This window comes from Phenylobacterium sp. (genome assembly GCF_020253645.1).
Classification (GTDB): domain Bacteria; phylum Pseudomonadota; class Alphaproteobacteria; order Caulobacterales; family Caulobacteraceae; genus Phenylobacterium.
In genome coordinates this window covers 1-22,026 of the sequence record NZ_JADCBG010000105.1, presented here as the reverse complement: position 1 = coordinate 22,026, position 22,026 = coordinate 1, and the positions used below count along the sequence as shown (strand labels likewise).

Annotated in this window: 22 protein-coding genes, 2 tRNA genes and 1 pseudogene; 10 read left to right on the top strand and 15 right to left on the bottom strand. The window is 66.3% G+C overall.

Annotated features, from left to right (window positions below):
- Both INE98_RS07585 and INE98_RS07580 read right to left on the bottom strand, forming a co-directional pair.
- Positions 1-598: aldehyde dehydrogenase family protein (locus INE98_RS07585; protein WP_293537876.1), on the bottom strand; the 598-nt coding region annotated here is incomplete at its 3' end.
- 117 nt (positions 599-715) lie between these two features.
- Entirely contained in the window at positions 716-1,648 is a 933-nt protein-coding gene (locus INE98_RS07580) for an SMP-30/gluconolactonase/LRE family protein (RefSeq protein WP_293537874.1), read from the bottom strand.
- A gap of 186 nt (positions 1,649-1,834) precedes the next feature.
- Here INE98_RS07580 and INE98_RS07575 point away from each other — a divergent pair, with 186 nt between their 5' ends.
- From INE98_RS07575 to INE98_RS07565, 3 genes are read left to right on the top strand one after another with little or no spacing between them, the layout of a single operon-like run.
- A complete protein-coding gene (locus tag INE98_RS07575) occupies positions 1,835-2,560 on the top strand; it encodes an SDR family oxidoreductase (protein ID WP_293537872.1) in 726 nt (241 codons plus the stop codon).
- A 3-nt stretch (positions 2,561-2,563) separates the two neighbouring features.
- Entirely contained in the window at positions 2,564-2,944 is a 381-nt protein-coding gene (locus INE98_RS07570) for a dihydroneopterin aldolase (protein WP_293537871.1), read from the top strand.
- Positions 2,941-3,342: a hypothetical protein gene (locus INE98_RS07565; RefSeq protein ID WP_293537870.1), complete on the top strand. Its 402-nt coding sequence runs from the start codon at positions 2,941-2,943 to the stop codon at positions 3,340-3,342. Before INE98_RS07570 ends, INE98_RS07565 begins: the two co-directional genes overlap by 4 nt.
- Here INE98_RS07565 and INE98_RS07560 read toward each other — a convergent pair.
- From INE98_RS07560 to INE98_RS07530, 7 genes and pseudogenes are all read right to left on the bottom strand, one after another.
- A complete protein-coding gene (locus tag INE98_RS07560; protein ID WP_293537868.1) occupies positions 3,332-4,729 on the bottom strand; it encodes a hypothetical protein in 1,398 nt (465 codons plus the stop codon). The two genes, INE98_RS07565 and INE98_RS07560, sit on opposite strands and share 11 nt — an antisense overlap.
- 70 nt (positions 4,730-4,799) lie before the next feature.
- Complete coding sequence (locus INE98_RS07555; protein WP_293537866.1) at positions 4,800-5,564, bottom strand: pseudouridine synthase; 765 nt, start codon at positions 5,562-5,564, stop codon at positions 4,800-4,802.
- Positions 5,561-6,472: a methyltransferase gene (locus tag INE98_RS07550; RefSeq protein WP_293537864.1), complete on the bottom strand. Its 912-nt coding sequence runs from the start codon at positions 6,470-6,472 to the stop codon at positions 5,561-5,563. Before INE98_RS07550 ends, INE98_RS07555 begins: the two co-directional genes overlap by 4 nt.
- Positions 6,469-8,082: a peptide chain release factor 3 gene (locus tag INE98_RS07545; protein ID WP_293537862.1), complete on the bottom strand. Its 1,614-nt coding sequence runs from the start codon at positions 8,080-8,082 to the stop codon at positions 6,469-6,471. Before INE98_RS07545 ends, INE98_RS07550 begins: the two co-directional genes overlap by 4 nt.
- A gap of 57 nt (positions 8,083-8,139) precedes the next feature.
- Positions 8,140-8,529 (bottom strand): hypothetical protein, encoded by a 390-nt coding sequence (locus INE98_RS07540; RefSeq protein WP_293537861.1) that lies wholly within the window; start codon positions 8,527-8,529, stop codon positions 8,140-8,142.
- Between the two features lie 367 nt (positions 8,530-8,896).
- Positions 8,897-9,250: pseudogene (locus INE98_RS07535) on the bottom strand (transposase); the annotation flags it as partial.
- 90 nt (positions 9,251-9,340) lie between these two features.
- A complete protein-coding gene (locus INE98_RS07530) occupies positions 9,341-9,673 on the bottom strand; it encodes a DUF1491 family protein (RefSeq protein WP_293537859.1) in 333 nt (110 codons plus the stop codon).
- 78 nt (positions 9,674-9,751) lie between these two features.
- Here INE98_RS07530 and INE98_RS07525 point away from each other — a divergent pair, with 78 nt between their 5' ends.
- Positions 9,752-10,648 carry a hypothetical protein gene (locus INE98_RS07525; RefSeq protein WP_293537857.1) on the top strand — a complete coding sequence of 299 codons (897 nt, stop codon included), beginning with the start codon at positions 9,752-9,754 and terminating at the stop codon, positions 10,646-10,648.
- Here INE98_RS07525 and INE98_RS07520 read toward each other — a convergent pair.
- Positions 10,635-11,702, bottom strand: coding sequence for a HAMP domain-containing sensor histidine kinase (locus INE98_RS07520; protein ID WP_293537856.1), 1,068 nt, complete (start codon positions 11,700-11,702; stop codon positions 10,635-10,637). The genes INE98_RS07525 and INE98_RS07520 overlap by 14 nt on opposite strands.
- 285 nt (positions 11,703-11,987) lie before the next feature.
- Here INE98_RS07520 and INE98_RS07515 point away from each other — a divergent pair, with 285 nt between their 5' ends.
- On the top strand, positions 11,988-12,425 hold the full coding sequence (locus INE98_RS07515) for a SufE family protein (protein WP_293537854.1): 438 nt from the start codon (positions 11,988-11,990) through the stop codon (positions 12,423-12,425).
- A 7-nt stretch (positions 12,426-12,432) separates the two neighbouring features.
- Here the strand turns inward: INE98_RS07515 and INE98_RS07510 are convergent, their stop codons facing one another.
- The 3 genes from INE98_RS07510 to INE98_RS07500 all read right to left on the bottom strand — a co-directional run bounded on the left by INE98_RS07510 (position 12,433) and on the right by INE98_RS07500 (position 14,614).
- Positions 12,433-12,924, bottom strand: a complete 492-nt coding sequence (locus INE98_RS07510; RefSeq protein WP_293537852.1) for a PAS domain-containing protein — start codon at positions 12,922-12,924, stop codon at positions 12,433-12,435.
- A 180-nt stretch (positions 12,925-13,104) separates the two neighbouring features.
- Positions 13,105-13,530 (bottom strand): MucR family transcriptional regulator, encoded by a 426-nt coding sequence (locus tag INE98_RS07505; RefSeq protein ID WP_293537850.1) that lies wholly within the window; start codon positions 13,528-13,530, stop codon positions 13,105-13,107.
- A 205-nt stretch (positions 13,531-13,735) separates the two neighbouring features.
- Complete coding sequence (locus INE98_RS07500) at positions 13,736-14,614, bottom strand: crotonase/enoyl-CoA hydratase family protein (RefSeq protein WP_293537849.1); 879 nt, start codon at positions 14,612-14,614, stop codon at positions 13,736-13,738.
- A 131-nt stretch (positions 14,615-14,745) separates the two neighbouring features.
- Between INE98_RS07500 and INE98_RS07495 the strand changes: the two genes are divergently transcribed.
- The gene (locus INE98_RS07495; RefSeq protein ID WP_293537847.1) at positions 14,746-16,284 is read left to right on the top strand and encodes an acyl-CoA synthetase; all 1,539 of its coding nucleotides are present in this window, start codon (positions 14,746-14,748) and stop codon (positions 16,282-16,284) included.
- 274 nt (positions 16,285-16,558) lie between these two features.
- On the opposite strand, the gene INE98_RS07490 is transcribed toward INE98_RS07495, so the two are convergent.
- Positions 16,559-18,118, bottom strand: coding sequence for an aminoacyl--tRNA ligase-related protein (locus INE98_RS07490; RefSeq protein WP_293537846.1), 1,560 nt, complete (start codon positions 18,116-18,118; stop codon positions 16,559-16,561).
- A 122-nt stretch (positions 18,119-18,240) separates the two neighbouring features.
- Between INE98_RS07490 and INE98_RS07485 the strand changes: the two genes are divergently transcribed.
- The gene (locus INE98_RS07485; protein ID WP_293537844.1) at positions 18,241-18,690 is read left to right on the top strand and encodes a MaoC family dehydratase; all 450 of its coding nucleotides are present in this window, start codon (positions 18,241-18,243) and stop codon (positions 18,688-18,690) included.
- Positions 18,691-18,751: 61 nt separating this feature from the next.
- Positions 18,752-20,923 (top strand): S9 family peptidase, encoded by a 2,172-nt coding sequence (locus tag INE98_RS07480; RefSeq protein ID WP_293537843.1) that lies wholly within the window; start codon positions 18,752-18,754, stop codon positions 20,921-20,923.
- A gap of 24 nt (positions 20,924-20,947) precedes the next feature.
- Here the strand turns inward: INE98_RS07480 and INE98_RS07475 are convergent.
- Positions 20,948-21,021: transfer RNA gene (locus INE98_RS07475), tRNA-Gln, on the bottom strand.
- Between the two features lie 123 nt (positions 21,022-21,144).
- On the opposite strand from INE98_RS07475, the gene INE98_RS07470 reads away from it, so the two are divergent.
- Positions 21,145-21,221 (top strand) — tRNA-Pro (locus INE98_RS07470).
- A 149-nt stretch (positions 21,222-21,370) separates the two neighbouring features.
- A partial coding sequence (locus INE98_RS07465) for a hypothetical protein (protein WP_293537841.1) occupies positions 21,371-22,026 on the top strand: 656 nt, incomplete at its 3' end.

Genomic DNA, 22,026 nt, shown 5'->3' with positions numbered 1-22,026 from the left:
GCACCATGTTGAAGACGCCGGCCGGGACGCCTGCGGCCTCCATGATCTCGGCGAAGATGTGCCCGGAGAAGGGCGCCACTTCCGAGGGCTTGAGCACCATGGTGCAGCCGGTGGCGATGGCCGGGGCCACCTTGCAGACGATCTGGTTCAGCGGCCAGTTCCAGGGGGTGATGAAGCCGCAGACGCCGATCGGCTCCTTGACGAGCAGGGTCGGGCCGCGCTGCTCCTCGAACTTGAAGTCCTTGAGCACGTTGATGGCGGTGGACAGGTGACCGAGGCCGATCGGCACCTGGGCGCGCTGGGCCAGGGAGGCGGGGGCGCCCATTTCCTCGGTGACCGCGACGGCCAGGTCGCCAAAGCGCTTCTGGTACTCGGCCAGGATGCGGTTCAGGACATCGAGGCGCTCTTCACGGGTGGTCTGGGACCAGGTCTTGAAGGCCTTCTTGGCGGCGGCGACGGCCTTGTCGACGTCCTTGGCCGAGCCCAGGGCGATCTTGCCGCAGACGGCCTCGGTGGCCGGATTGATGACGTCGAGGGTCTTCAGCTCGACCGGATCGACCCACTGGCCGTCGATGTAGAATTTCAGGTACTCGCGCATGGCGTCCTCCGGGATGTGTTCTTCATGAACGGGGGCAGGCGTGGCCTGCCTTCGAAGCCTTACAATAGTGATCGGGCGCCGCCGTGGAAGGGGGATTCAGACTCTATGGCTGCGGCTTCAGGACTGGTGGACGAGAGGCTGGCCCGCCACGGGACTGCGGGCCTTCAGTACGTAATCCGCGCGGATGGAGCCGATGTAGAGGTCCTTCAGGTCCGGGCCGCCCCAGGTCACGTTGGTCGGGTGGTTGACAACCTCCCCGGAGGGGTCGTGGATCACGGTCACCTTCTCACCGGCCGGGGTTATGGCGACCACCTTGTTGGCGGCCGGCAGGCAGACCCAGAGATTGCCCTCGGCGTCCATGCCGACGCCGTCTGTGTAGCCGAGGTCCTCCTCCGGAACCGGGGAACCCCCGCGCACCGCCAGCTTGCCGAGGACCGGACCGTGGCGGCGGCCAGGGCCGAGGCGAGGGCCGTCGAGGATGTCGAAGACGAGGACATCCGCCGCCGTCGTCTGGGCGCAGAACAGGCGCCGATGGTCTGCTGACAAGGCAAGCCCGTTGGGAAACTTCAGGCCCTCTGCGACAATCTCGCAAACCCCGTCGGGCCTCAGGACAAAGAGAAAGCCGTCGTCCCGTCCGTCCAGGGCCTGGGGCCAGGTCTCGGCATGGGTCGAATTGGCGCACCAGATGTTCCCGTCGCGGTCGATGACGGGGTAGTTCGCGCTGGTCAGGCGGCGGCACCCGACCTCGGCGACAAGGGTCTCATGCCGTCCGGTCACGGGATCAAAGCGCTGCAGCGGCCCCTCCTCCCGGTCATAGATTCCGAAGTTGGAGATCATGATCCGGCCCTCGCGGTCCATGTTGATCCCGTTCGGGGCGCCGCCCCTCGGACCCAGGCGAACGAAGCTCCCGTCCGGGAGAATCTCGGCCACGGCGCACTGGTGATCGGAGGCGAAGACCCGTCCCGCCGCGCTCACGACCACATCCTCAGGCCGGTCAATGCCCACGGCGATCTTCTTGAAGGAAGTAGTTTCAATCGGCGTAAGCGGCATGGCGACCTCCGGGGCTGTGGCCTTTACACTGCGCCCGGCGAGGCCGCCTCGACAAGTCCCGCGACGGCGGCTAAAGCCGGTCCTGCTGCAAGGAGAGCCCCATGAGCCCCCTCTTCATCATCATTCCGTTTTTCCTGGTGTTCGCAGTGATGAACATCATCGACATGGGCCGGCTCGACTAGGCCCATGGCCCGGTCCGCCCGCGGAACGGCCCTCGTCACGGGCGGAGCCCGCCGGATCGGCAGGGAGCTTGTCCGCGCCAGCGCCGCAGCGGGCTATGACGTCGCCATTCACTGTCGCAGCGAGGACGCGGACACCCGGTCCGCTGCGGACGAGGTTCGTGCGGCGGGACTTGCGGCGGGTGTCTTTTGTTGCGACCTCGCCGACGAGGACGCCCTCTCCGCGCTTGTGGGCAAGGTCGGCGCCGCACTGGGTCCCGTCACCCTGCTGGTGAACAGCGCCTCACTGTTCCGGAACGACAGCTTCAGCCAGATTGAACGGGCGTCCTGGGACGCCCACCTGGACACCAACCTTCGCGCGCCTCTCATCCTGTCGCGGGAGGTGGCCGCCCAGGGCCTGCCCGGCCAGATCGTTCATATTCTGGACCAAAGGGTCCTGGCGCCCGGGCCGGACTATTTCTCCTACACCCTGTCCAAGGCTGCACTCTGGTCGGCCACCCGCATGATGGCGATCGAGTTGGCGCCCCGCATCCGGGTCAACGCCATAGGACCCGGTCCTGTCCTCGCCAATCCCGACCAGTCGCCTGCGGACTTCGAGGCCGAGGCCGCCTCCACCCCGCTGGGCCGCGCCGTCGATCCCGCCGATATCGGCCGGGCGCTGACCTACCTGATCGGGGCGGCCAGCGTGACCGGGCAGATGATCGCCGTGGACGGCGGACAGCACCTGGGCTGACCTGTGCGGTCTCCCGACATTGTTATCCGCAGCCAGAAGGTCCTCGTCAGGGGCCTTCGGCTCGAAGCCTTCATCGGCATCCACGATCACGAGAGAGACAGCTCCCAGTTGCTCCTGGTCGACGTGGAAGTCGACCTTGGCTGCGAGCGAATTGAGGCGATCAGCGGCGCCTTCAACTACGAAGCCGTTGTGCTTGAGGCTCGCAAAATCGTTTCGCAGGGCCATATAGACTTAGTCGAAACCTTCGCAGAGCGCCTTGCGGCGGCCTGTCTGGCGCATGCTCCAGCCCGCCGCGTCAGGGTCTGCGCGCTGAAACCCTCAGCTCTTGCCCCGGAAGCAGACGCCGCCGGGGTAGAGATCGTCCTGGAGAGACCCTCGCGATGACCGAAACGAGCGCAGCGCCCGTTCCCAGAGAGGACCTTACCCTTTCGATCATTGTTTACACCCTGTTCATCATTTCCCTTCTCGGAGTCTTTCCGGCGGCTCTGGTGGGCGTCTTCATGGCGTATGTTTCGAAGGGGACATCGGGGCCGGTCGCGACAGGTCACTTCAGGTTCCAGATCCGAACTTTCTGGATCGGACTCGCCGCAGCTGCGGTGGCGGCTGTGGCGATCTTCGCGGGGGCGATCCTCTCGGTGATCCTGATCGGCATCCCTCTCCTGATCGTCGCCGTGCTGTTCCTGGGAGCCATCTGGGTCTGGGCTCTCCTCCGGTGCGTTGTGGGGCTGGTCTGGTCGATACAGGGCGCACCCTGCCCGCGCCCCGATAGCCTTACAGTCTGATCTCGGAGTCGTCCGAGTCCGGTCGTTTGGGATCCCGGATCGCCGCATCGACGAGGTCGAGGGTCCAGGCCGCAGGTCGTCCGAGTGCCCGTAAGCTCTGCTCAGGGAGGACGTCCAGGGCCGAGGTGAGCGCCGCCCGCGCTCCGGTCCTTTCCCCCCTGTCCTGCCGTGTGATGTCCAGGCGCGCCAGCAGCAATCGCGCGAGGTTCAGCTGTAGCAAGCTCCAGGACTCCGGGTCGCGAACAACGGAAGCCTTGGCCAAGGTCGACCGGAGGGCCTTCTCGGCGGAATTCAGGACAGCGACGTCGCGGGAAATCTCCGCGGACCGTGCGAGGCAGAGCGCTCGCTGTGTCTCAGCCTGGCAATTGAGGACCAGGCCTTCCCGGTTGCCGGTGATCTTGAGGACCCGGTCAAACCCACTCAGGGCCCTCTCGTAGCTCAGGGAGTCGCCGGAGAGGTCCCCCAGGACCTGTCGCCCCCGGGCCAGAAGAAACTCCCCCCTGGCGCGATCCAAGGGGCTCTGACCGAGGGTGATCTCGTCCAGCACGCCGTTCAGCAGGTTCACGCCCGCCAGACAGATCTCCGCATCTTCCTCGACCTCACCGATCGCAATCTGCGCCGCAGCACGGGCGAATCCGATCCTCGCGATAGTCAGGGGTTCGAAGTCGGGCGTGAGGCCGGAAGCCGCCGTTATGGTGTCCCGAACGGCGGCGCGCAGGAGGGGCGCATCGTTGAGCCGGGCGCCCCAGGCGCAGAGGAGCTCAGACCGGAGGATGTACCCTTCGACCGAGTGCATCCGGGCCACCCGGATCCTACCTGACATCGCCTTGAGATTGGCGATCGGCTGGGTGAACCGCGCGGCGGCGACGCGTGCGGACTGGGCGTCCCCTGTAGGGATGCTGCGGCGACCCTTGATCGTCAGAAGGCCAATCTCAGCGTAAGGCGCGGCGAGTCCCCGGGCCGCGCCGGATAGGGAATCCTCGAAGGCGCGCTCCGCTGCATCAAGAAGGCCCGGGTCATTGAAATACTCGGCCCCCAGCATTGCCGAGTATCCCTGCTCGCAGCGCGCTCGCGCCCAGCCAGCGGATCTTGGCCCGTAGGCTTCAAGGGCCTTTTCTGCGGCGAGGGCCGCCCGGCTCAAGGCGCGGACCTCGCCGCTGCGCCGGGTCACCTCCCGCCAGAGAATTGCGGCGTCCAGCCTCAGCTGTGACCTCCTGCGACCAGTTGCCCGGCCGGCGAGGTCATCTGCGGCCATCGCCTCCGTGAGAAGCATGGCCAGTGGCAGAACCTCCAGCAGGCTGGTGTCGTCAGCGTTCAGGCCATCCCTGGGCGCCCCTCCATGCTGTTCCTCCAGTAACTTCCTGACTTGGCGGTTGAGCCCGAACATCCAAGATTCCCATCCTGCCTTGTCCCTCCGCAGGACTAGAAATTTGCAGGTCAGGCCTGAACGGCAAGGATCATGCCACTCCGGGGACGCTATCTGTCGAACTGCTGAGAACCTTTCCGCGTCCCTCCGCATCGAGGATCCGCCAGGCGCCGGGCTCAAGGTCCTCCGGCAGGTCCAAGGCTCCGATCCGGTCACGATGAAGCGAGATGACGCGGTTTCCCAGGGCTGAAAACATCCTCCGGACCTGATGATAACGGCCCTCGATAAGCGTCAGTCGGGCGATGCGCGGCTCCAGGACCTCCAGCTGCGCAGGGGCGAGTGGGCGATCCTCGCCCTCGAGACGGAGTTCACCTGAGGCGAAGATTGCGGCTTCGTCGCCCCGAATTGGAGCATCAAGGCTGGCGATGTACCGTTTCGGCGCATGTGTCCGGGGCGAGATCACGCGATGCAGGAACGGCCCGTCGTCCGTGATCAAGAGCAGACCGGTGGTGTCCCGATCGAGTCTCCCGACGGTGGACAGGGCGGGCGTCCGGCTCCGCCAGCGCGCCGGCAGAAGCTCGTAGACGCTGCGACCAGGCTCCTTGTGGGAACAGACCACGCCCTCCGGCTTGTTCATCACCAGAACAAGAGGCGCCGGAGGGTCCATGCGGACTCCCCTGACGGTCAGTCGCTCGGAGAGGTCAGACGCCAGCTGTATTCGGGCGCCGGCGTCGACAAGAGGCTGCCCATCCAGGCGGATGGATCCCTCCCGGACCCATCCATGAATCTCGCGTCGGGAGCCGTAACCCAGATTCGCGAGCAGACGGTCGAGACGGACCGAGGGGTATGCTGTCACTTCACCGCCTCATAAACCTTGAATCCGGCGCCCTCAGCCCGGAGCTGCACCTCGCTGAAGGCCAAGGCGAGGGGGGCTTCGTAGGGAAGATGACGGTTGGCGGTTAGCCAGCAGACGCCTCCCCGCCTCAGCCGACGCGCAGCGGCTGCGATGAAGGCCGCACCGAGGGCGCGATCCTCGCGCCCCCCTTCATGGAAGGCGGGATTCATGACGACAAAGTCGAGGTCGCCTCCGGGCCCATCGGGCCGGCGCAGGTCTCCGTGATGAAAACTGGCCCTGGGATCAGCGACATTACGCCGGGCGCACTGGACGGCACGGCGGTCGATGTCCCACAGTTCGATGGACTCGACGCCGGGCGCCTTGAGCACATGAAGGGCGAGAATACCGAGTCCGCACCCAAGATCCGCGCCCCGCCCCGCCAGGGGCGGGATGGATTCCAGAAGCAGGGCTGTGCCGGGATCCAAGCGATCCCAGCTGAAGACGCCGGGCTGGGTCCAGAGACGAAGTTGTTGATCGAACCTGGCACCACCGGCCTCAAGGGCCTCGTCCAGGCCCGTGGGACGAAGTGGCCGGACGGTGCTGCAAATCCGGTGACGCCGCCTCGGGTCATCCGTGACCGCACATCCAAACGACCGCAAGGTCGGGGCGATGCGAGGTCCGCCGCGATCATTCGGCGCAAGGGCGAGGAGTTTTCCGCCGGGCGGAAGCAGCTGGAGGGCCCGGGCCAGAACCCAATCGCGCTCCAGACGGCCCGGAGGCGCCAGGATCAGGGCCGAGGCGAACATGCAGGCGGGGGGCTCGGCCAGGTCGATCCCGCCGGGTTCCATCGGCGAAGCCTGGACGGCGCCCTCAGGGTCCGGGAACAGGGCGGGTGGCGGACGCCCATAGAGCAGGACCGGCTCCGTCATCCTTCCAGCGATCCCCTCTCCCGGGTCCGGGCGAAGATCACCCCGGGATACCGCTCGGCGACATAACCGGTCTCCCAGGCCGACCTGGAGAGAAACACAGCCTGGGAGTCGATATCCTCGGCCATGGCCGACCGGTAGGCGGCGGTGAAGGTGGCGATGTCGGCCGCCGGTCCCTTGATCCACCTCGCCTCCGCGAAGGGACTGGGCTCGAAGATGACGTCCAGCTGGTACTCGCTGGACAGTCGGTCCGCCATGACCTCGAACTGGAGCTGGCCGACCGCCCCGACGACGAAATCCGCCCCGACGAGAGGACGAAAGAGCTGGGTGACGCCCTCCTCGGCCAATCCCTCCAGCGCCCGGCGAAGGTGCTTGGCCTTGAGAGGGTCCCTCGCCCGAACCCTCTGAAGAATCTCCGGGGCGAAGTTGGGAAGTCCGGCGAATCTCAGGGCCCCGCTCTCGGAAAGGCTGTCTCCCACGCGCAGAACGCCATGGTTCGGAATGCCGATGACATCCCCCGCATATCCCTGCTCGGCGAGTTCCCGGTCGGATGCGAAGAACATGATGGGCGCGTTCACCGACAGCTGCCGTCCCGTGTCCTGGACCTTGAGCTTCATGCCCCTTTGAAACCGGCCGGAGCAGAGGCGGAGGAAGGCGATCCGGTCCCGATGGTTGGGGTCCATGTTGGCCTGGACCTTGAAGATGAAGCCGCTGACCTCGGGATCGCCAGGCGCCACATGCGTCTCCGCGCCCCACCGGACCGCCGCCACAGGGCGCGGCGGCGGAGCGTAAGCGCCCAGGCCGTCCAGGAGTTGCTGCACGCCGAAACGACGAAGAGCTGATCCGAAGAACACCGGAGTCATGTGGCCTTCGAGGAAGGACTGGGGATCAAAGGCGGGAGAGGCCCCCTGCACAAGCTCGCTCGCCTCGAGGAGCTCGTCCCGCTCTTCTGGCGAAAGATAGGCGTCAATGGCCGCACCGTCCGCCGGGACCGCCGGAGGATGTCCGGCCTGCTCGCGCTCGGTCGCGGACCGTTCGAAAGGCAGGAACTGGCGGGAACGCAGGTCGAGCATTCCCTTGAAACGCCCTCCCGAGCCCGCCGGCCAGAACAGGGGCGCCGGGTCGAGCGCCAGCTTGGAGCCAATCTCGTCGAGCAACTCGAGGGGGTCCTGGGCCTCCCGATCCAGCTTGTTGATGAAGGTGACGATCGGGATGTCCCGCAGCCGGCAGACCTCGAAGAGCTTCAGGGTCTGCGGCTCGATGCCCTTGGCCGCGTCCAGGACCATGACCGCGGCGTCCGCAGCCGTGAGGGTCCTGTAGGTGTCCTCCGAGAAGTCCTCGTGGCCTGGCGTGTCCAGCAGATTGAACATCAGGCCCTGGTGATCAAAGGTCATGACGCTGGCCGAGACTGAGATGCCACGTTCGCGCTCGATCTTCATCCAGTCCGAACGTGTCCTGCGGTTCTCGCCTCGCGCGCGGACCTGCCCCGCCGCTCGTATCGCGCCGCCGGACAGCAGGAGAGTCTCCGTCAGCGTCGTCTTCCCAGCATCAGGGTGGGAGATGATCGCAAAGGTGCGGCGGCGAGCGGCTTCTGAGGCGGGAGACAGGTTCATCGCGCCGACCTAGCCCGAGGGAGACGCAGGTGCAATTCCGGCCTGAACGCAGGCGGCTCAGGCCGAGGCCTGGCGTCCGAGCTTGTTCCACACTTCCCTATTCGCCCAGGCTCCGTTCTTGTGCATTTCCTGGAGCTTCAGGAGCTGGGCGAGCAGATCATAACCCACTGAGCAGTACCGGACGGTGACATCCTTGGGGTTGCAGCCCGCATGAGGCGCCACGAAAAGGACCGCATTCAGGCTGGGCTCCTTGGCCATGACCAGCGCGGCGAGCTTGCGGGCCTGAACAGGTTGTTTCAGGTGCAGCTGAGGATCACCTGCGTACAGCTCCTGGCCGAGGACCAGAACCTGTGGAAGCGTGATGGTCCTGATGTTGTGGCCCATAAGGTCTTGGACCATCGCCTTCTGGTCGAACTGCATGACCCAATCATTCATCAGGAAAAGCAATCTCGCATCTCCCAGCGGGCCGATCAGACCTTGGGGAGGGAAAAAACCCTCCCCGGCTGAGCCTGGAAAGTAGGGATGTTCGCCCGAGGAATCCAGAGTCGGGGCGAGGGCGTGCCCTCAATAAAGTAGAACGAACCTGGCTGCAGCTGGGCATACACAGGGTCACCGGGGTCTTGCCGGCCACCAGCAGGGGTTCGATCACCCGATTGTCGGTATCGAAGGCGCGGTCGGCCAGCAAGGCGCCAGCCTGCATCTAAGGCGGTAAGACGTCGGAGCCTTCAGATCGTGGGCCTGGCCGGCGTTCACATGGAAGGCCGCGGGGTTGCCCAGCGCGTCGACAATGGCCTTGCTCTTGGTGCTCAGTCCGCCCCTGCTGTACCCGACGGCTTCGTCGTCCCCAGGCTTTTTTCCGCGCGCCGGCGTTGTGCTGGTGAGCGCGTAAGATGGTCGAGCCGATCACAGTGTATTCGTTGTCCGCGTCGGCGGCCAAAGCCTTGAACACCCGCTCCCGCACACCGCTCTCGGCCCAGCGCAGGTGTCGGGTGCGCACCACCTTCCAGTCGGGACCGAAGCGCTCCGGCAGGTCACGCCAGGGGATGCCCGCCCGGTAGCGGTAGAGCACCGCCTCAACGAACAGCCGGTTGTCCTTCGCCGTCACCCCAACGTGGCCCTCACGGCCCGGCAGCAGCTCCGCAATCTGCTCCCATGGGTCGTCGCGCAGGCCATCGGGCGTCGGTCAGCCTCAGAAGCAGCTGACCTCCTAAGGGTCACTCAGAGCCCCCCTTGGGAATCTGACAATCGTGGACACGCCCTAGTCTTCTTCAACATCCTCGGTCAGAAAGTGACGACCCTGGCGATCTTCCACCTCAACCACCCAGAGGTCCGCGTCGATCCTGCGCGCCTTGCTGATGTAAGCATCGATCTCGTCCTCTTTTTCGGTCAAGGAGGGACGCATCCAGACGGTTTCCCCGTCCGCTCGTGTCGCCTCGGCGAAGAGACGGACACGACCGTCAGACCGGTTCAACGTCTTGACCAGGACGGACCCTGCCCGGGCGTCGCCCTTGTGCACGACCACAACATGACCGCCACCCAGTTCCGCGCGCCGGATCAATGCGGCGACCCAGATGTCCGTGGAGAATTTCAAGGGCTCCGCCGTTGCGCTAGGATTGGCGATGAGACGTCTTCCCGCGTTCGCCCACTTATCCGGAAAGGGGACAGGTGAATGCCTCATACCCGCAGCGGGTTCAATCCCCCGGCCATGGCGCTTCTTGCCGCCTTGTTGGTCTGGCCGGCTGCAGCCTCGTCCGCCGCTGTGGACACCTACTTCGAGCGCGGGTTCATGGTGGAGGCGGGGGCGCGCTGTCGACTCTTCGCGCCGGAGGTCCAGTCAGCCCTGATTTCGGCCCGCGAGCAGGCCCGCGGCGTCGCCCTTAGAGAGGGCGCCTCGGTCGCCGGCCTGAGGTCCGTGGCCGATCGCGCCCGGACCCGAGGCCTTTCAACGCCCTGTGACTCAGCCGAGTTGGCCGCAGCCGCCCGACGCGTCCGCAGCGGCTTCGAAGGCTACGCCCGAACGATCCGTCAGGACTTCGCGGGAGATCGGCTCGGGTGGAAGGCGGACCGTTCGATCAGCCGTCAGCAGGTGCTCTGGAGGCTGAGCCAGGATGTGACCCAGGATGGGAGCCGGATGCGGTTCGGCATAGCCGGCCGGGGAGGCGCAGACAGCCTTATGGCGGTCGCATCCTTTACGGGCGGCGCCTCGCCCTATGCCGCGCGGATCGTCATGCGAGATCAGAGACTGACGGCCGGGGCCTACCTCGATATGCGCGGCGAAAGCCTCAGAACGCTCCCGCTGCCCCGCCGGATACCCCCAGGCGGCCCGTTCGTGAGTTACACGGCCGAGGCGCGATCACCCGCAGGCGAGGACCTGCTCATGGCCGGCGTGAAGTCCGGGTGGGCCTTCAGGTTCCCGGCGAAGGCCGCCGCCGCCATCAGCGAACTTGATCCCCGGGAAGCGATCATAGTCGAGTTTCTTTTCAGTTCCGGCCCGCCCCGGAGACTCCATGTGGAGGTGGGAGATTTCGCGGCCGCCAGGGCCTTTCTCTCGATCACCCGAAGCTGACCTCGTCCGGACCCTCCAGCTCGAGTTCCGGCTGCGTGGCTTCCGTCAGAATCACCGGCAGTCTGACCTCCACCGAGGTTCCCTCACACCACCGGCTCCGGATCGTCATGTCACCGCCATGGAGACCTGCAAGAGCCTTGACGATACTGAGTCCCAGCCCCGATCCTGCGTATCTCTGCTCGCGATCTCCCGACTGTTCAAAAGGCTGGCCCAGGCGCGCCAGGTCCGCAGCAGGAATGCCCCGGCCGGTATCGGAAACGGAGAGGACCAGATCCTGGCCCCGGACGCTGATCGACAGCGCGATCCGGCCTCCGGCAGGCGTGGCCTTGAGAGCATTCGACAAGAGGTTCAGGGCGATCTGCTTGAGCGCGCGCCGATCTGCGCGAACCTCGATCCGCTCCCTCAGGCTGGGGGTCGAGAACTTCACCCCCGCACGGTCAATCTGGCCGCGCATCAGCCGGATGACCGCCCTCGCCGCCTCGCGCACGTCAAAGATTTCGGGATGCAGTTCGAAGCGTTCAGCCTCCATCCGGGACATGTCCAGAACATCGCTGATCAGCTCAAGAAGCAGTTCGCCGGATTCGTGTATGAGATCCGGATATCCCCGATATCGGGCCGGCAAGGGCCCTAGAACCTCTTCTTTCATGGCGTCCGCAAAACCCAGTATCGCATTCAGCGGGGTCCGCAGTTCGTGGGCGAGACTCGCGAGAAAGCGGGACTTTGCGGCGCTGCGGGCCTCGGCCTCCGCCAGACGGGCCTCGAGCTCCGCCTCCCCGCCGAGGAAGGGACGCAGGTCGAGGAGTCTGGCGTGCAGCCGGCCATCCCCCGCCCGGTTCACCTCCATGCCAAGCCAGGGGGCTCCCGCCAATTCGGTCGCGATCCTGACGGCCGCCGACCCCGTTTCATAAGCCTGCAGAACAGTCTGGTGCAGGACGAAGGCGGACTCCGGAAACCGGTCCGGAAGGCTTTCGCCAACGAAAAACCCCGAAAGGCCGCCGACGCCGCTTCCCACTGAGCGAAGGACCCGCCCCTCCGGATCAAGCTCGAGGGTCAAGCCGTGATGGACTTCGGACAGGTCGGGGGACGCCTCTTTCGGGGCCTGGCAGGCCAGCCTGTCCCGATCTCCAGTCCGACTCGACTCCATCTTTGGAGTCTATCCCGGACACCCTGATCCTGGGAGGCCAGACCGCGGATTCCCGGTGGATAAGGCTTTCTCACCACCCTTCGTCCCACCCTTGCGACCCAGGAGGGAAGAAACGGACTTTCACTATCCTGAGCTGCGATCTAGACGATCCGGTGCGGGACAGGACGCCTTGCCCCGCCCAGCAACGGAGATCCGGTGACAGCCTCCACGACCCTTGCGCGCCGCCTCGACGACCTTGCCGAGACCTTCGAGGTCCTTGACGACTGGGAAGAACGCTACCGTCACGTGATCGATCTCGGACGGACCCTCGCTCCCCTGGACGAAGCTGAGCGGACGGAGGTCAACCGCGTCCGCGGGTGCGCCAGTCAGGTCTGGCTGGTGACCGAACCCCAGGCTGACGGCTCCCTGACCTTTCGGGGGGACTCCGACGCCCACATCGTCCGAGGTCTGATCGCCCTGCTCCTTGGACTTGTGTCTGGTCTTCCTGCGCGCGAGATCGCCGCCTTCGATGCGAAGGAAGCTTTGAATCGTCTGGGCCTCTCAGGTCATCTCTCGTCACAGAGGACCAATGGGCTCTCCGCCATGGCGGAGCGCATCCGATCGGACGCCAGGGCGCGCCTGCGCGCCGGCTGAGATGGGGTCAGGCGGCCCGGATGCCTGAGACCGAACTCAGGACCTTCTCGCCGCCCAGAACGACGTCATAGCCGAGGATCATGTCGACATCCCGGCCATTCGCCGCGAGCGGCAGGCGCATCCAGAGCACAGAGAGGTGAGGGGCGCCCCGCCAGCCCAGGGAATGCGCGCCGATGGCGGGCCGACGATCGTTGATGATCGCCTCAAGTTCCCGCCGCCAATAGTCCGCGGCAGGTCCGGAATAGATTTCCCTGACCGTACGCCCGGTGATCTCGGCGCCATAGACGTCATAGAGCCCGGTGCCGGCCAGCCGCACCCGGAAAAGCCGGTCTGCGTCGGCCTCAATCAGACTGACGTGGGGCAGAAAGGACTTGAGGTCGCAGGGCTGGACATCCGAGCGGGATGGAAGCCTGCCGTCCCTGCGCAGGCCTGCCCAGTAGGCGTAAAGCGCTTCTTGTGCGCCCTCCACCTGAGCGGAGACGCCGAGTTCCGACACCATCTTCAGAGTCCCCAACAACCCCTTTGGATTCCTAAGGAATCCTTTATCGCCTGATGCGCGAATCGGCGGCAAGCGAAAATTGGTTAACGGGTCACTTTCGATCTGGAAGAGATGCGGAAGAGCCCGACCGTGATCACCACGGTCGGGCCTCATGGCTCCGGCTTGCCCCGGGCCCTGGGATCAGGCCTTGCCGCGACGCCGGGGAGCCTGCCGGCCGCCCTGGCCAAGACCCATCTGCTTGGCGAGATCCGAGCGGGCCTTGGCGTAGTTCGGGGCGACCATCGGATAGTCCTTGGGCAGACCCCACTTCGCCCGATATTCTTCAGGGCTCATATTGTACTTGGTGCGCAGGTGGCGCTTGAGCGACTTGAACTTCCGACCGTCCTCGAGGCAGATGATGAAGTCGGGCGTAATCGAGCGACGGACAGGGACCGCCGGGTCGCGAGGCGCAGCTTCGACCGGCTCGACGCCGGCGCTGACACCCGCCAGGGCCCGATGAACGCTCTGGATGAGAGCGGGAAGTTCAGCAGCCGAAATCGTGTTGTTTCCGACATAGGCGGAAACAATGTCCGCAGTCATTTCGATGACTTCCGTCTTCTCATTCATATCTAGTTTCCATTCTCCAAAATCAAAAAACGAGTCGCTGGCCCCTGGGGCGTGACGCGGAGATAGCGAGGCGACGGAGCCTAGGCAAGATTGATCCGCAAGCTGATCTCACTTGCGATGCATTATTCACGCTTGCAGGACAGAATTCGTCGATCAATGGACAAATCGAAACCCCTCCTGTCGAGCAACAAGAGGGGCTCCCGCATCATCGAAACTTGGGGGCGCTCCAATGCTCCCAGATGTCCGGAAGATCGGTTGACACCCGATCGGGATAGCGGGGCGGACGCTTTTCCAGGAAGGAGGTGACGCCTTCCTTGGCGTCGGCCATGGCGCCGCGGGCCTGGATTCCACGGCTGTCAGCCATGTGCGCCTCCATGGGATGGCTTGCCCCGGCCATCCGCCAGATCAGCTGCCGGGTCAGGGCGATGGAGACCGGGGCGGTGTTGTCCGCGATCTCGCGGGCCAGGGCGCGGGCGGCCGGCAGCAGGTCGTCGGGCGCGTGCAGGGAGCGGACGAGACCCCGTTCATGGGCCTCCTGCGCCGGGAAGACGCGCCCCGAATAGCACCACTCCAGGGCGGTCTGAACGCCCACGAGGCGGGGCAGGAACCATGAGGAACAAGCTTCCGGGTTGATGCCGCGGCGGGAGAAGACGAAGCCATACTTCGCGTCGGTGGAGGCCATCCGGATGTCCATGGCCAGCTGCATGGTGACCCCGACGCCCACGGCGGGGCCGTTCACGGCGGCGATCACCGGCTTCAGGCTGTCATAGATCCGCAGGGTCAGGAGGCCGCCGCCGTCGCGCTGGACGCCTTCGACCGTACGAGCCTCCTTGTCCTGCCCGCCGCGGGTCGAATAGTCGAAGGTCGCCGCCCCGGCCGAGAGGTCTGCGCCGGCGCAGAAGGCGCGGCCGGCGCCGGTCACGATCACGACCCGGACGCTGTCGTCGGCGTCGGTCTGGTCGAAGGCGGCGATCATCTCCTGCATCATCTGCGTGTTGAACGCGTTGAGCTTGTCGGGTCGGTTGAGGGTGAGGGTGGCGATGCCGTCCTCGACTTCCAGGCGGATCGTCTCGAAGTTTGACATGGTCTTGCGTCTCCGTGGCGTTTCGGGCGCATCGGTCGGCCTTGACGGACCTTCCGTCAAGACCTGCATATGCACTCCGCAAGCCGGAGGACCGGCGGCCCGCAGCCGGGCGACGACCGAGGAGGATGATCATGCACCCCGCCACCCACGCCCGGACCCAGCCGGACCGCGCCGCCTACATCATGGGCGCGACGGGGGAGACCGTCACCTATGCCGAGCTGAACGACCGCTCGAACCAGGGCGCCCAGCTGTTCCGCGCGCTGGGCCTCAAGACCGGCGACGTGATCGCCCTTATGCTCGACAACCACCCCCGGTATTTCGAGATCGCCTGGGCCGCCCAACGCTCGGGGCTCTACTTCACCTGCATCTCGTCCAAGCTGTCGGCGGGAGAGATCGAGTACATCATGAAGGACTGCGAGGCGAAGGTGCTGATCACCTCCGCCGGCGTGGGCCCGGTTATCGATGAGCTTCCAGCCCTCATCCCCGGGGTGAAACTCTATATGGTCGGTGAGCCCCGGCCGCCCTACGAGAGCTTCGGGGCCGCCCGGGCCTCCATGCCCGCTGAGCCCATCTCCGACGAGACCGCCGGCGCCGACATGCTCTATTCTTCGGGCACCACCGGCCGGCCCAAGGGAATAAAGCCGCCCCTGACCGGCGCCGCAATCGACGAGCCCAACGCCCTGACGATGATGGCCCAGGGGCTCTTCGGGTTCCGGCCGGACAGCATCTACATCTCCCCTGCCCCCCTCTACCACGCTGCGCCTTTGCGCTGGTGCATGGGCGTTCACCGGATGGGCGGCACCGTCGTTGTGATGGAGAAGTTTGATCCCGAGACCGCCCTCTCCCTGATCGAGCGCTACAAGATCGACGTCGGCCAGTGGGTGCCCACCCACTTCGTGCGCATGCTCAAGCTGCCGGCCGAGGTCCGCGCAAAGTACGACGTCTCGTCCATCCGCTCGGCGGTCCACGCCGCCGCCCCCTGCCCCGTCCCGGTCAAGGAGCAGATGATCGACTGGTGGGGCAAGGTGGTGCACGAGTACTACGCCGGATCCGAGGGCAACGGCTTCTGCTATGTCGGCCCCGAGGATTGGCTGACCCACAAGGGCACGGTGGGCCGCTCGGTCATGGGAGAGGTCAAGATCGTCGGCGACGATGGCGAGGAGGTCCCGCCGCGCACCGAAGGGACGGTCTACTTCGCCGGCGGCGCCCCGCTCGCCTATCACAACGCCCCGGACAAGGTGGCCGAGAACACCAACAAGCACGGCTGGACCACCCTGGGCGACGTGGGCTGGGTGGATGAGGAGGGCTTCCTCTACCTCACCGACCGCAAGAGCTTCATGATCATCTCCGGCGGGGTAAATATCTATCCGCAGGAACTCGAGAACCTGCTGATCACCCATCCGAAGATCACCGACGCCGCCGTCGTCGGCGCGCCGCACGAGGAGATGGGCGAGCAGGTGGCGGCCGTCATCCAGCCCGCCGACTGGGCGGACGCCAATGACGCCTTCCGCGCCGAGATCGCAGAGTTCTGCCGGGCCAACATCAGCCACGTGAAGTGCCCGCGGATCATCGACTTCATGGAGGAGCTGCCCCGCCACCCGACGGGCAAGCTCTACAAGCGCCTGATCCGCGACGCCTACTGGGGCAAGGAAGGCTCCAAGATCGTCTGACGTCGCCGGGCGGAGGGGGTCTGCTGAACCGCCGTTGACCCCCTCGGCCTTTGGGGGAGTAATCGCCGCCTCATTCCTCGCCCTCTAGAGAGGGGGAGGTGGACCGCGAAGCGGGCCGGATGGGGTCTGCTGAGGGGCCGTTGCGCGCCCTCACCCCGCTCCGCGGGGAGCTCCCCCGCAGGGGAGCAATTGGCTCCCTAATTCCTCCACCTCTTGAGGGGGAGGTGGGCCGCGAAGCGGACCGGAGGGGGTCTGCCGCGATGCCGGTTCGCCCCTAGTATGCCCGGCCGATCAGGATCTCCTCCACGCCCGGCCGCCCCGTGAACAGGCACGGCCCGAAGGCCGCAGGCTGGTCCATCGGGGCGTTGCGGAGCGTCAGGCGCAGGGCCTTCAGCTTCTGCTCGATGGCCTCCAGCTCCTCGCCGGTGGGCCGGGCCCAGGGCGCGCGCACCCAGCCCCGGAAGGCGGTGGCCTCCTCGTCATCGCCCGCCTCCGCGCCGAAATAGGCGGCCATGTCGTCGAAGGTCGCGATGTCGGTGCGGATGTTCGCCCCCAGGCGCGCCTTGGCCTCGTCGTAGAGGCCCTGCTGGATATCGGCGAGCAGGGCCGGCAGGCCGGCGAGGAAGTCCTCCCGCGAGAGGGACTGGCTGGCCACCTTGTCGCCGTCGCGCAGCCGGTCCCGGCGCATGAAGCTGATGGTCCCGCCGGCCACGTCGCGGGGGCCCAGCTCGATGATCACCGGCGCGCCGCGGCGCACCCAGTTCCAGCGCTTCTCGGCCGACTTCTGGGCCTTGGTGTCAAGAAGGGCCCTCACCGGCTCGCCCAGGGTGATCACCTGGCCCATGGCCTTCACCAGGGCCTCGCCCGCCGCCACGACCTCGGCGTCCTCGGGCTTGTCCCTCAGCATGGGCACGATCACCACCTGCCGGGGCGCGATGGCCGGGGGCAGGCGCAGGCCGTCGTCGTCGCCGTGGGTCATGATCACCCCGCCGATCAGGCGGGTCGAGACGCCCCAGCTGGTGGTGTGGCAGTGCACCAGCTCACCCGCCGAATTCTGGAAGCGGATGTTCTGGGCCTCGGCGAAGTGGGTCCCGAGGTCGTGCGAGGTCCCCGCCTGCAAGGCCTTGCCGTCCTGCATCATGGCCTCGATGGAGAAGGTGTTGTCCGCGCCGGGAAACCGCTCGTTCTCGGGCTTCTCACCGGCGACCACCGGCATGGCGAGGACAGTCTCGGAGAACTCGCGGTAGACCTCCAGCATCTTCAGGGTCTCCTCCCGGCCCTCCTCGGCGGTGGCGTGGGCGGTGTGGCCCTCCTGCCAGAGGAATTCGGAGGTCCGCAGGAACAGGCGGGTGCGCATTTCCCAGCGCACGACATTGGCCCACTGGTTGATCAGGACGGGCAGGTCCCGGTGGCTCTTGATCCAGCGCGAGAAGGCGTCGCCGATGATGGTCTCGGAAGTGGGGCGCACCACCAGCGGTTCTTCCAGACGGGCGTCGGGATCGGGCCCGAGCTTGCCGTCCACCGACTTCAGCCTGTGGTGGGTGACCACCGCCATTTCCTTGGCGAAGCCTTCGACGTGGTCGGCCTCCTTGGCGAAGAAAGACAGGGGAATGAAGAGCGGGAAATAGCAGTTCTCGTGCCCGGTCTCCTTGATCCGCCGGTCGAGGGTTTGCTGGATCCGCTCCCAGACGCCATAGCCCCATGGCTTGATGATCATCGCCCCGCGGGTCGGGGAGACCTCGGCCAGGTCGGCCTCCCGGACAATGGCCTGGTACCAGTCGGGGAAGGTGGACGTATTGCCGGTCATGCGGCTGACGCTGAGCGCGCGTTGCATCGGGGCCTCCTGCTGCAGGCCTCTCCATAAGGCGGAGGCGTCCCACGGGCAAAGCCCGCTTGCGCGGTCGGCGGCGGATGCTATCGCTAGCGGCGCGATTGCAACATCTTGAGGAGCGCGACATGAACCCCGTGGAATTCAAGGACCTGCCCGGCCTCGTTGGCCAGGAAGTCGGCGTCTCGGACTGGGTCGAGATCAGCCAGGAGCGGGTCAACCAGTTCGCCGAGGCCACTGGCGACCACCAGTGGATTCACGTCGACGTGGAGCGCGCCACGCGTGAAATCGGCGGCCCCATCGCCCACGGCTACCTGACCCTGTCGCTCATCCCCTTCCTGGGCGCGGGCATGCTGCCCGTGAAGGGCGTCAGTCGAGGCATCAACTATGGTTCCGACAAGGTCCGCTTCATCAACATGGTGCGTGTCGGCAAGCGGGTTCGCATGCGCCAGAAGCTGATCGGCGCCGAGCCCAAGGCTGGCGGCATGCAACTCCGCAACGAATGCACCATTGAAATCGAGGGGGAGTCCAAGCCCGCGTGCGTGGCCGAGACCATCAGTGTTCTGTACGGCGCCTGAAGCGCATGCACCGGGGCGGCGCTTGCGTCGCCCCTGCCCCCTCAAGACCTGGACGCCCGCAATGAATCGCAGAAACTGGCTCGCCGGCGCCGCAGCCATGGCCTTCGCAACCCCCGCGGCGGCGGCGGCACGGAGCACACGCCCCATGACCACCCCGGCGCCTCCCATCGCCCGTCGCGACCCTGTCGTCATCACCCAGCTGGGGCGGACGCGCACGGATGAGTTCGCCTGGATGAAGGATGGGAACTGGCAGAAGGTTCTGCGCGACCCTTCCGTGCTGAAGCCTGAGATCCGCCAGCACCTGGAGGCGGAGAACGCCTATATGCGGGCGGTCCTGGCGCCCACCGAGTCTCTCCAGGAGACCCTCTTCCAGGAGATGAAGGGGCGAATTCGGGAGGACGACGCTTCAGCCCCCGCGCCCGACGGCGACTACGCCTATCTGACCCGCTACGCCCCCGGCGCCCAGCACCCCGTCCATGTCCGCCGGCCTCGCCGGGGCGGCGCCGAGGAAGTCCTGCTGGACGAGGAGGCTGAGGCCAAGGGCAAGGCCTTCTTCAGCGTGGGCGCCGCCGGACACTCGCCGGATCACCGCTACTACGCCTGGGCGGCCGACGAGCAGGGCTCGGAGGTCTTCCGCATCCGCATCCGGGACCTCTCCACCGGCCAGGTCCTGCCCTCGCCGGTCGAGAGCTCGACAGGTGACTTCACCTTCTCGCCCGACAGCGCCTGGCTCTTCTGGACCTGGCGGGACGACAATGGACGCCCCGCCCGGATTTATCGCCGCCCCGTCCGGGGGACCGCCGCCGACGACGTCCTGGTCTACACCGAGCGAGACGAGGGCTTCTTCATCGGGGTCCGGCGAAGCGCCTCGGGTCGCTTCCTGCTGATCCCCTGCGGCAACCAGGAGACCAGCGAGGTCCTGCTTATCCCTGCCGACCGGCCCACGGCCGCGCCGGTTCCCCTGGAACCCCGCCGCGACGGCGTGCTTTATGACGTCGAGCACTGGAACGACCGCTTCATCATCCGCACCAATGCCGACGGGGCCGTGGACTTCAAGCTGGTCGCCGCGCCGGAGGCCGCGCCAGGACGCGCCGGCTGGAAGGACCTCATCCCCCACCGGCCAGGCGTACTCGTCGAGGGCGTGATCGCCTTCCGGCGCTGGATGGTGCGTCTGGAGAAGGCCGACGCCTTGAACCGGATCGTCATACGGGGCGAGGACGGCGCCGAGCACGCCATCGCCTTCGACGAACCCGCCTTCGCCCTCGCCCTCGATCCGGGGCTTGAGTACGACACCGACGTCCTGCGCTTCGTCTACAACTCCATGACCACGCCCCGGAGCTGGGTGGACTACGACATGGCCCGTCGCGCCCGGACCGTGGTGAAGACCCAGGACATCCCCTCCGGCCACGACCCCTCGCGCTACGAGACCCGTCGCCTGAACGCTCGGGCAGCCGACGGGACCGAGGTCCCTGTCTTCGTCCTGATGCGGAAGGGGCAGAAGCTCGACGGCTCTGCGCCCCTCCTCCTCTATGGCTATGGCAGCTATGGCATCTCCCAGGAGGCCAGCTTCTCCATCCGCGCCCTGAGCCTGGTGGACCGGGGCTGGATCTGGGCCCGGGCTTGTGTCCGGGGCGGCGCGGAAAAGGGTCGCGGCTGGTTCCTCGACGGGCGCCGCGAGCGCAAGATGAACACCTTCACGGACTTCATCGCCTGCGCAGAGCACCTGCACCGGCAGGGCTACGGTCGGCCGTCCAATACCGTGGCCTATGGCGGTTCGGCGGGCGGCCTGTTGATGGGCGCCGTGGCCAACCTGCGCCCGGACCTGTTCACGGGGATCATCGCCGCCGTGCCCTTCGTGGATGCGCTCAACACCATGAGCGACGCCTCCCTGCCCCTGACGCCGCCGGAGTGGCCGGAGTGGGGAAACCCGCTGACCGACCCCAAGGCCTACGACACGATCGCCGCCTACAGCCCCTACGACAACATCGCACCCCGCCCCTATCCGGCCGTTCTGGCGACGGGGGGGCTGTCGGATCCCCGGGTCACATATTGGGAGCCCGCCAAGTGGGTGGCGCGCCTGCGCCCGGCGTCCACCAGCGGGCGCCCCATCCTCCTGAAGATGAACATGGAGGCCGGCCACGCCGGCGCGGCGGGCCGGTTCGACGACCTGAAGGAGACAGCCCTGGAATACGCCTTCGCCCTCTGGGCGGTGGAAAACCGTGGAGCCTCCTGAGGCGCGCCGGATGATGTCAGGAAATGGCTGGGGAACTAGGACTCGAACCTAGAATGACGGTACCAAAAACCGCTGTGTTACCATTACACCATTCCCCAGCAGGAACGGCGACGCAGATGGGCCGCGCGAGGGCGTCGGAATAGCCCAAGGCCGGACGGGATGCAACGCCTCCGCCTCGCTTGCGACCCGGCGCCCGGTCCTCTATAAGCCGGCCCCTTAGTCGGAGTGTGGCTCAGTCTGGTAGAGCACCGCGTTCGGGACGCGGGGGTCGCAGGTTCAAATCCTGCCACTCCGACCATTTCCCCCCAGCGCCCAATGATCACCGCCCGAGACCCGGTCTCGCGCGAAATGTTCATGTTTTGTTTTGCCGCCTCCAGTCACCGTGAGACACCCATCGGGACCCGGAGGGACCGCCCCGATCCGGCGTGAACCTTAGCGGAGCAAGATATGGCGAAGATGCCCAAGGGCCAGCCTCGTGAGGTCCCTGACCCCGAGGGAGAGCTTTATGATCGCGAGATGGCGCGCATCCGGAGGATGCAGGAGACTCAAGACTATGGCGCGGCGCCTCCACAGGACATCCTCGAAGCTGACCCGGACATCCTGGACAGCCTGCCCAGGATTCGTCAGCCAGGCCCCGTAGCGTCACTGATCCCGGTCGTCGGGCCGGCCTGGCAGGCGGCGGCGGACTTGCAGGAAGGAAACCTGGTCGGCGCCGGCGTGAATACCGCGCTGGCCATCGCGGATGCGACGCCTGCAGGGCCATTGATCAAGGGCGCCAAGGCCGCGAAACTTGGCATTGGGGTCTTAAAGAAGGGGTCCGTGACCGCCGGCGCAGCGCAAAAGATGATCAAGAAGGCGGGCCTTACGGGACCCGGAAAGGAGGTCCACCACTCCATTCCCCTCGATGGCGTGGGCCGATCTGTCCAGGATTGGCGGAATCACTACCTCTTCCTGAAGGTCCTTCCCAAGGAGGTTCACCGCCGCTTGCATGGCAGTTGGGCGGGAAAGCCCCGGTATGATCCCGTCCGGCGCATTTGGTACGGGACAACCGACTGGCAGAAGGCCTTCCCGACCTCGGGGGCCTCCATGACGGCCGACAGCGT

Bases quoted from the DNA above. Each gene is read 5' to 3' on its own strand.
- INE98_RS07525 (WP_293537857.1), top strand. From the start codon at position 9,752: ATGCCTCATACCCGCAGCGGGTTCAATCCCCCGGCCATGGCGCTTCTT.
- INE98_RS07485 (WP_293537844.1), top strand. From the start codon at position 18,241: ATGAACCCCGTGGAATTCAAGGACCTGCCCGGCCTCGTTGGCCAGGAA.
- INE98_RS07510 (WP_293537852.1), bottom strand. From the start codon at position 12,924: ATGGTGTCGGAACTCGGCGTCTCCGCTCAGGTGGAGGGCGCACAAGAA.
- INE98_RS07495 (WP_293537847.1), top strand. From the start codon at position 14,746: ATGCACCCCGCCACCCACGCCCGGACCCAGCCGGACCGCGCCGCCTAC.
- INE98_RS07550 (WP_293537864.1), bottom strand. From the start codon at position 6,472: ATGACGGAGCCGGTCCTGCTCTATGGGCGTCCGCCACCCGCCCTGTTC.
- INE98_RS07480 (WP_293537843.1), top strand. From the start codon at position 18,752: ATGAATCGCAGAAACTGGCTCGCCGGCGCCGCAGCCATGGCCTTCGCA.
- INE98_RS07565 (WP_293537870.1), top strand. From the start codon at position 2,941: ATGACCGAAACGAGCGCAGCGCCCGTTCCCAGAGAGGACCTTACCCTT.
- INE98_RS07575 (WP_293537872.1), top strand. From the start codon at position 1,835: ATGGCCCGGTCCGCCCGCGGAACGGCCCTCGTCACGGGCGGAGCCCGC.
- INE98_RS07545 (WP_293537862.1), bottom strand. From the start codon at position 8,082: ATGAACCTGTCTCCCGCCTCAGAAGCCGCTCGCCGCCGCACCTTTGCG.
- INE98_RS07505 (WP_293537850.1), bottom strand. From the start codon at position 13,530: ATGAATGAGAAGACGGAAGTCATCGAAATGACTGCGGACATTGTTTCC.
- INE98_RS07490 (WP_293537846.1), bottom strand. From the start codon at position 18,118: ATGCAACGCGCGCTCAGCGTCAGCCGCATGACCGGCAATACGTCCACC.
- INE98_RS07500 (WP_293537849.1), bottom strand. From the start codon at position 14,614: ATGTCAAACTTCGAGACGATCCGCCTGGAAGTCGAGGACGGCATCGCC.
- INE98_RS07580 (WP_293537874.1), bottom strand. From the start codon at position 1,648: ATGCCGCTTACGCCGATTGAAACTACTTCCTTCAAGAAGATCGCCGTG.
- INE98_RS07560 (WP_293537868.1), bottom strand. From the start codon at position 4,729: ATGTTCGGGCTCAACCGCCAAGTCAGGAAGTTACTGGAGGAACAGCAT.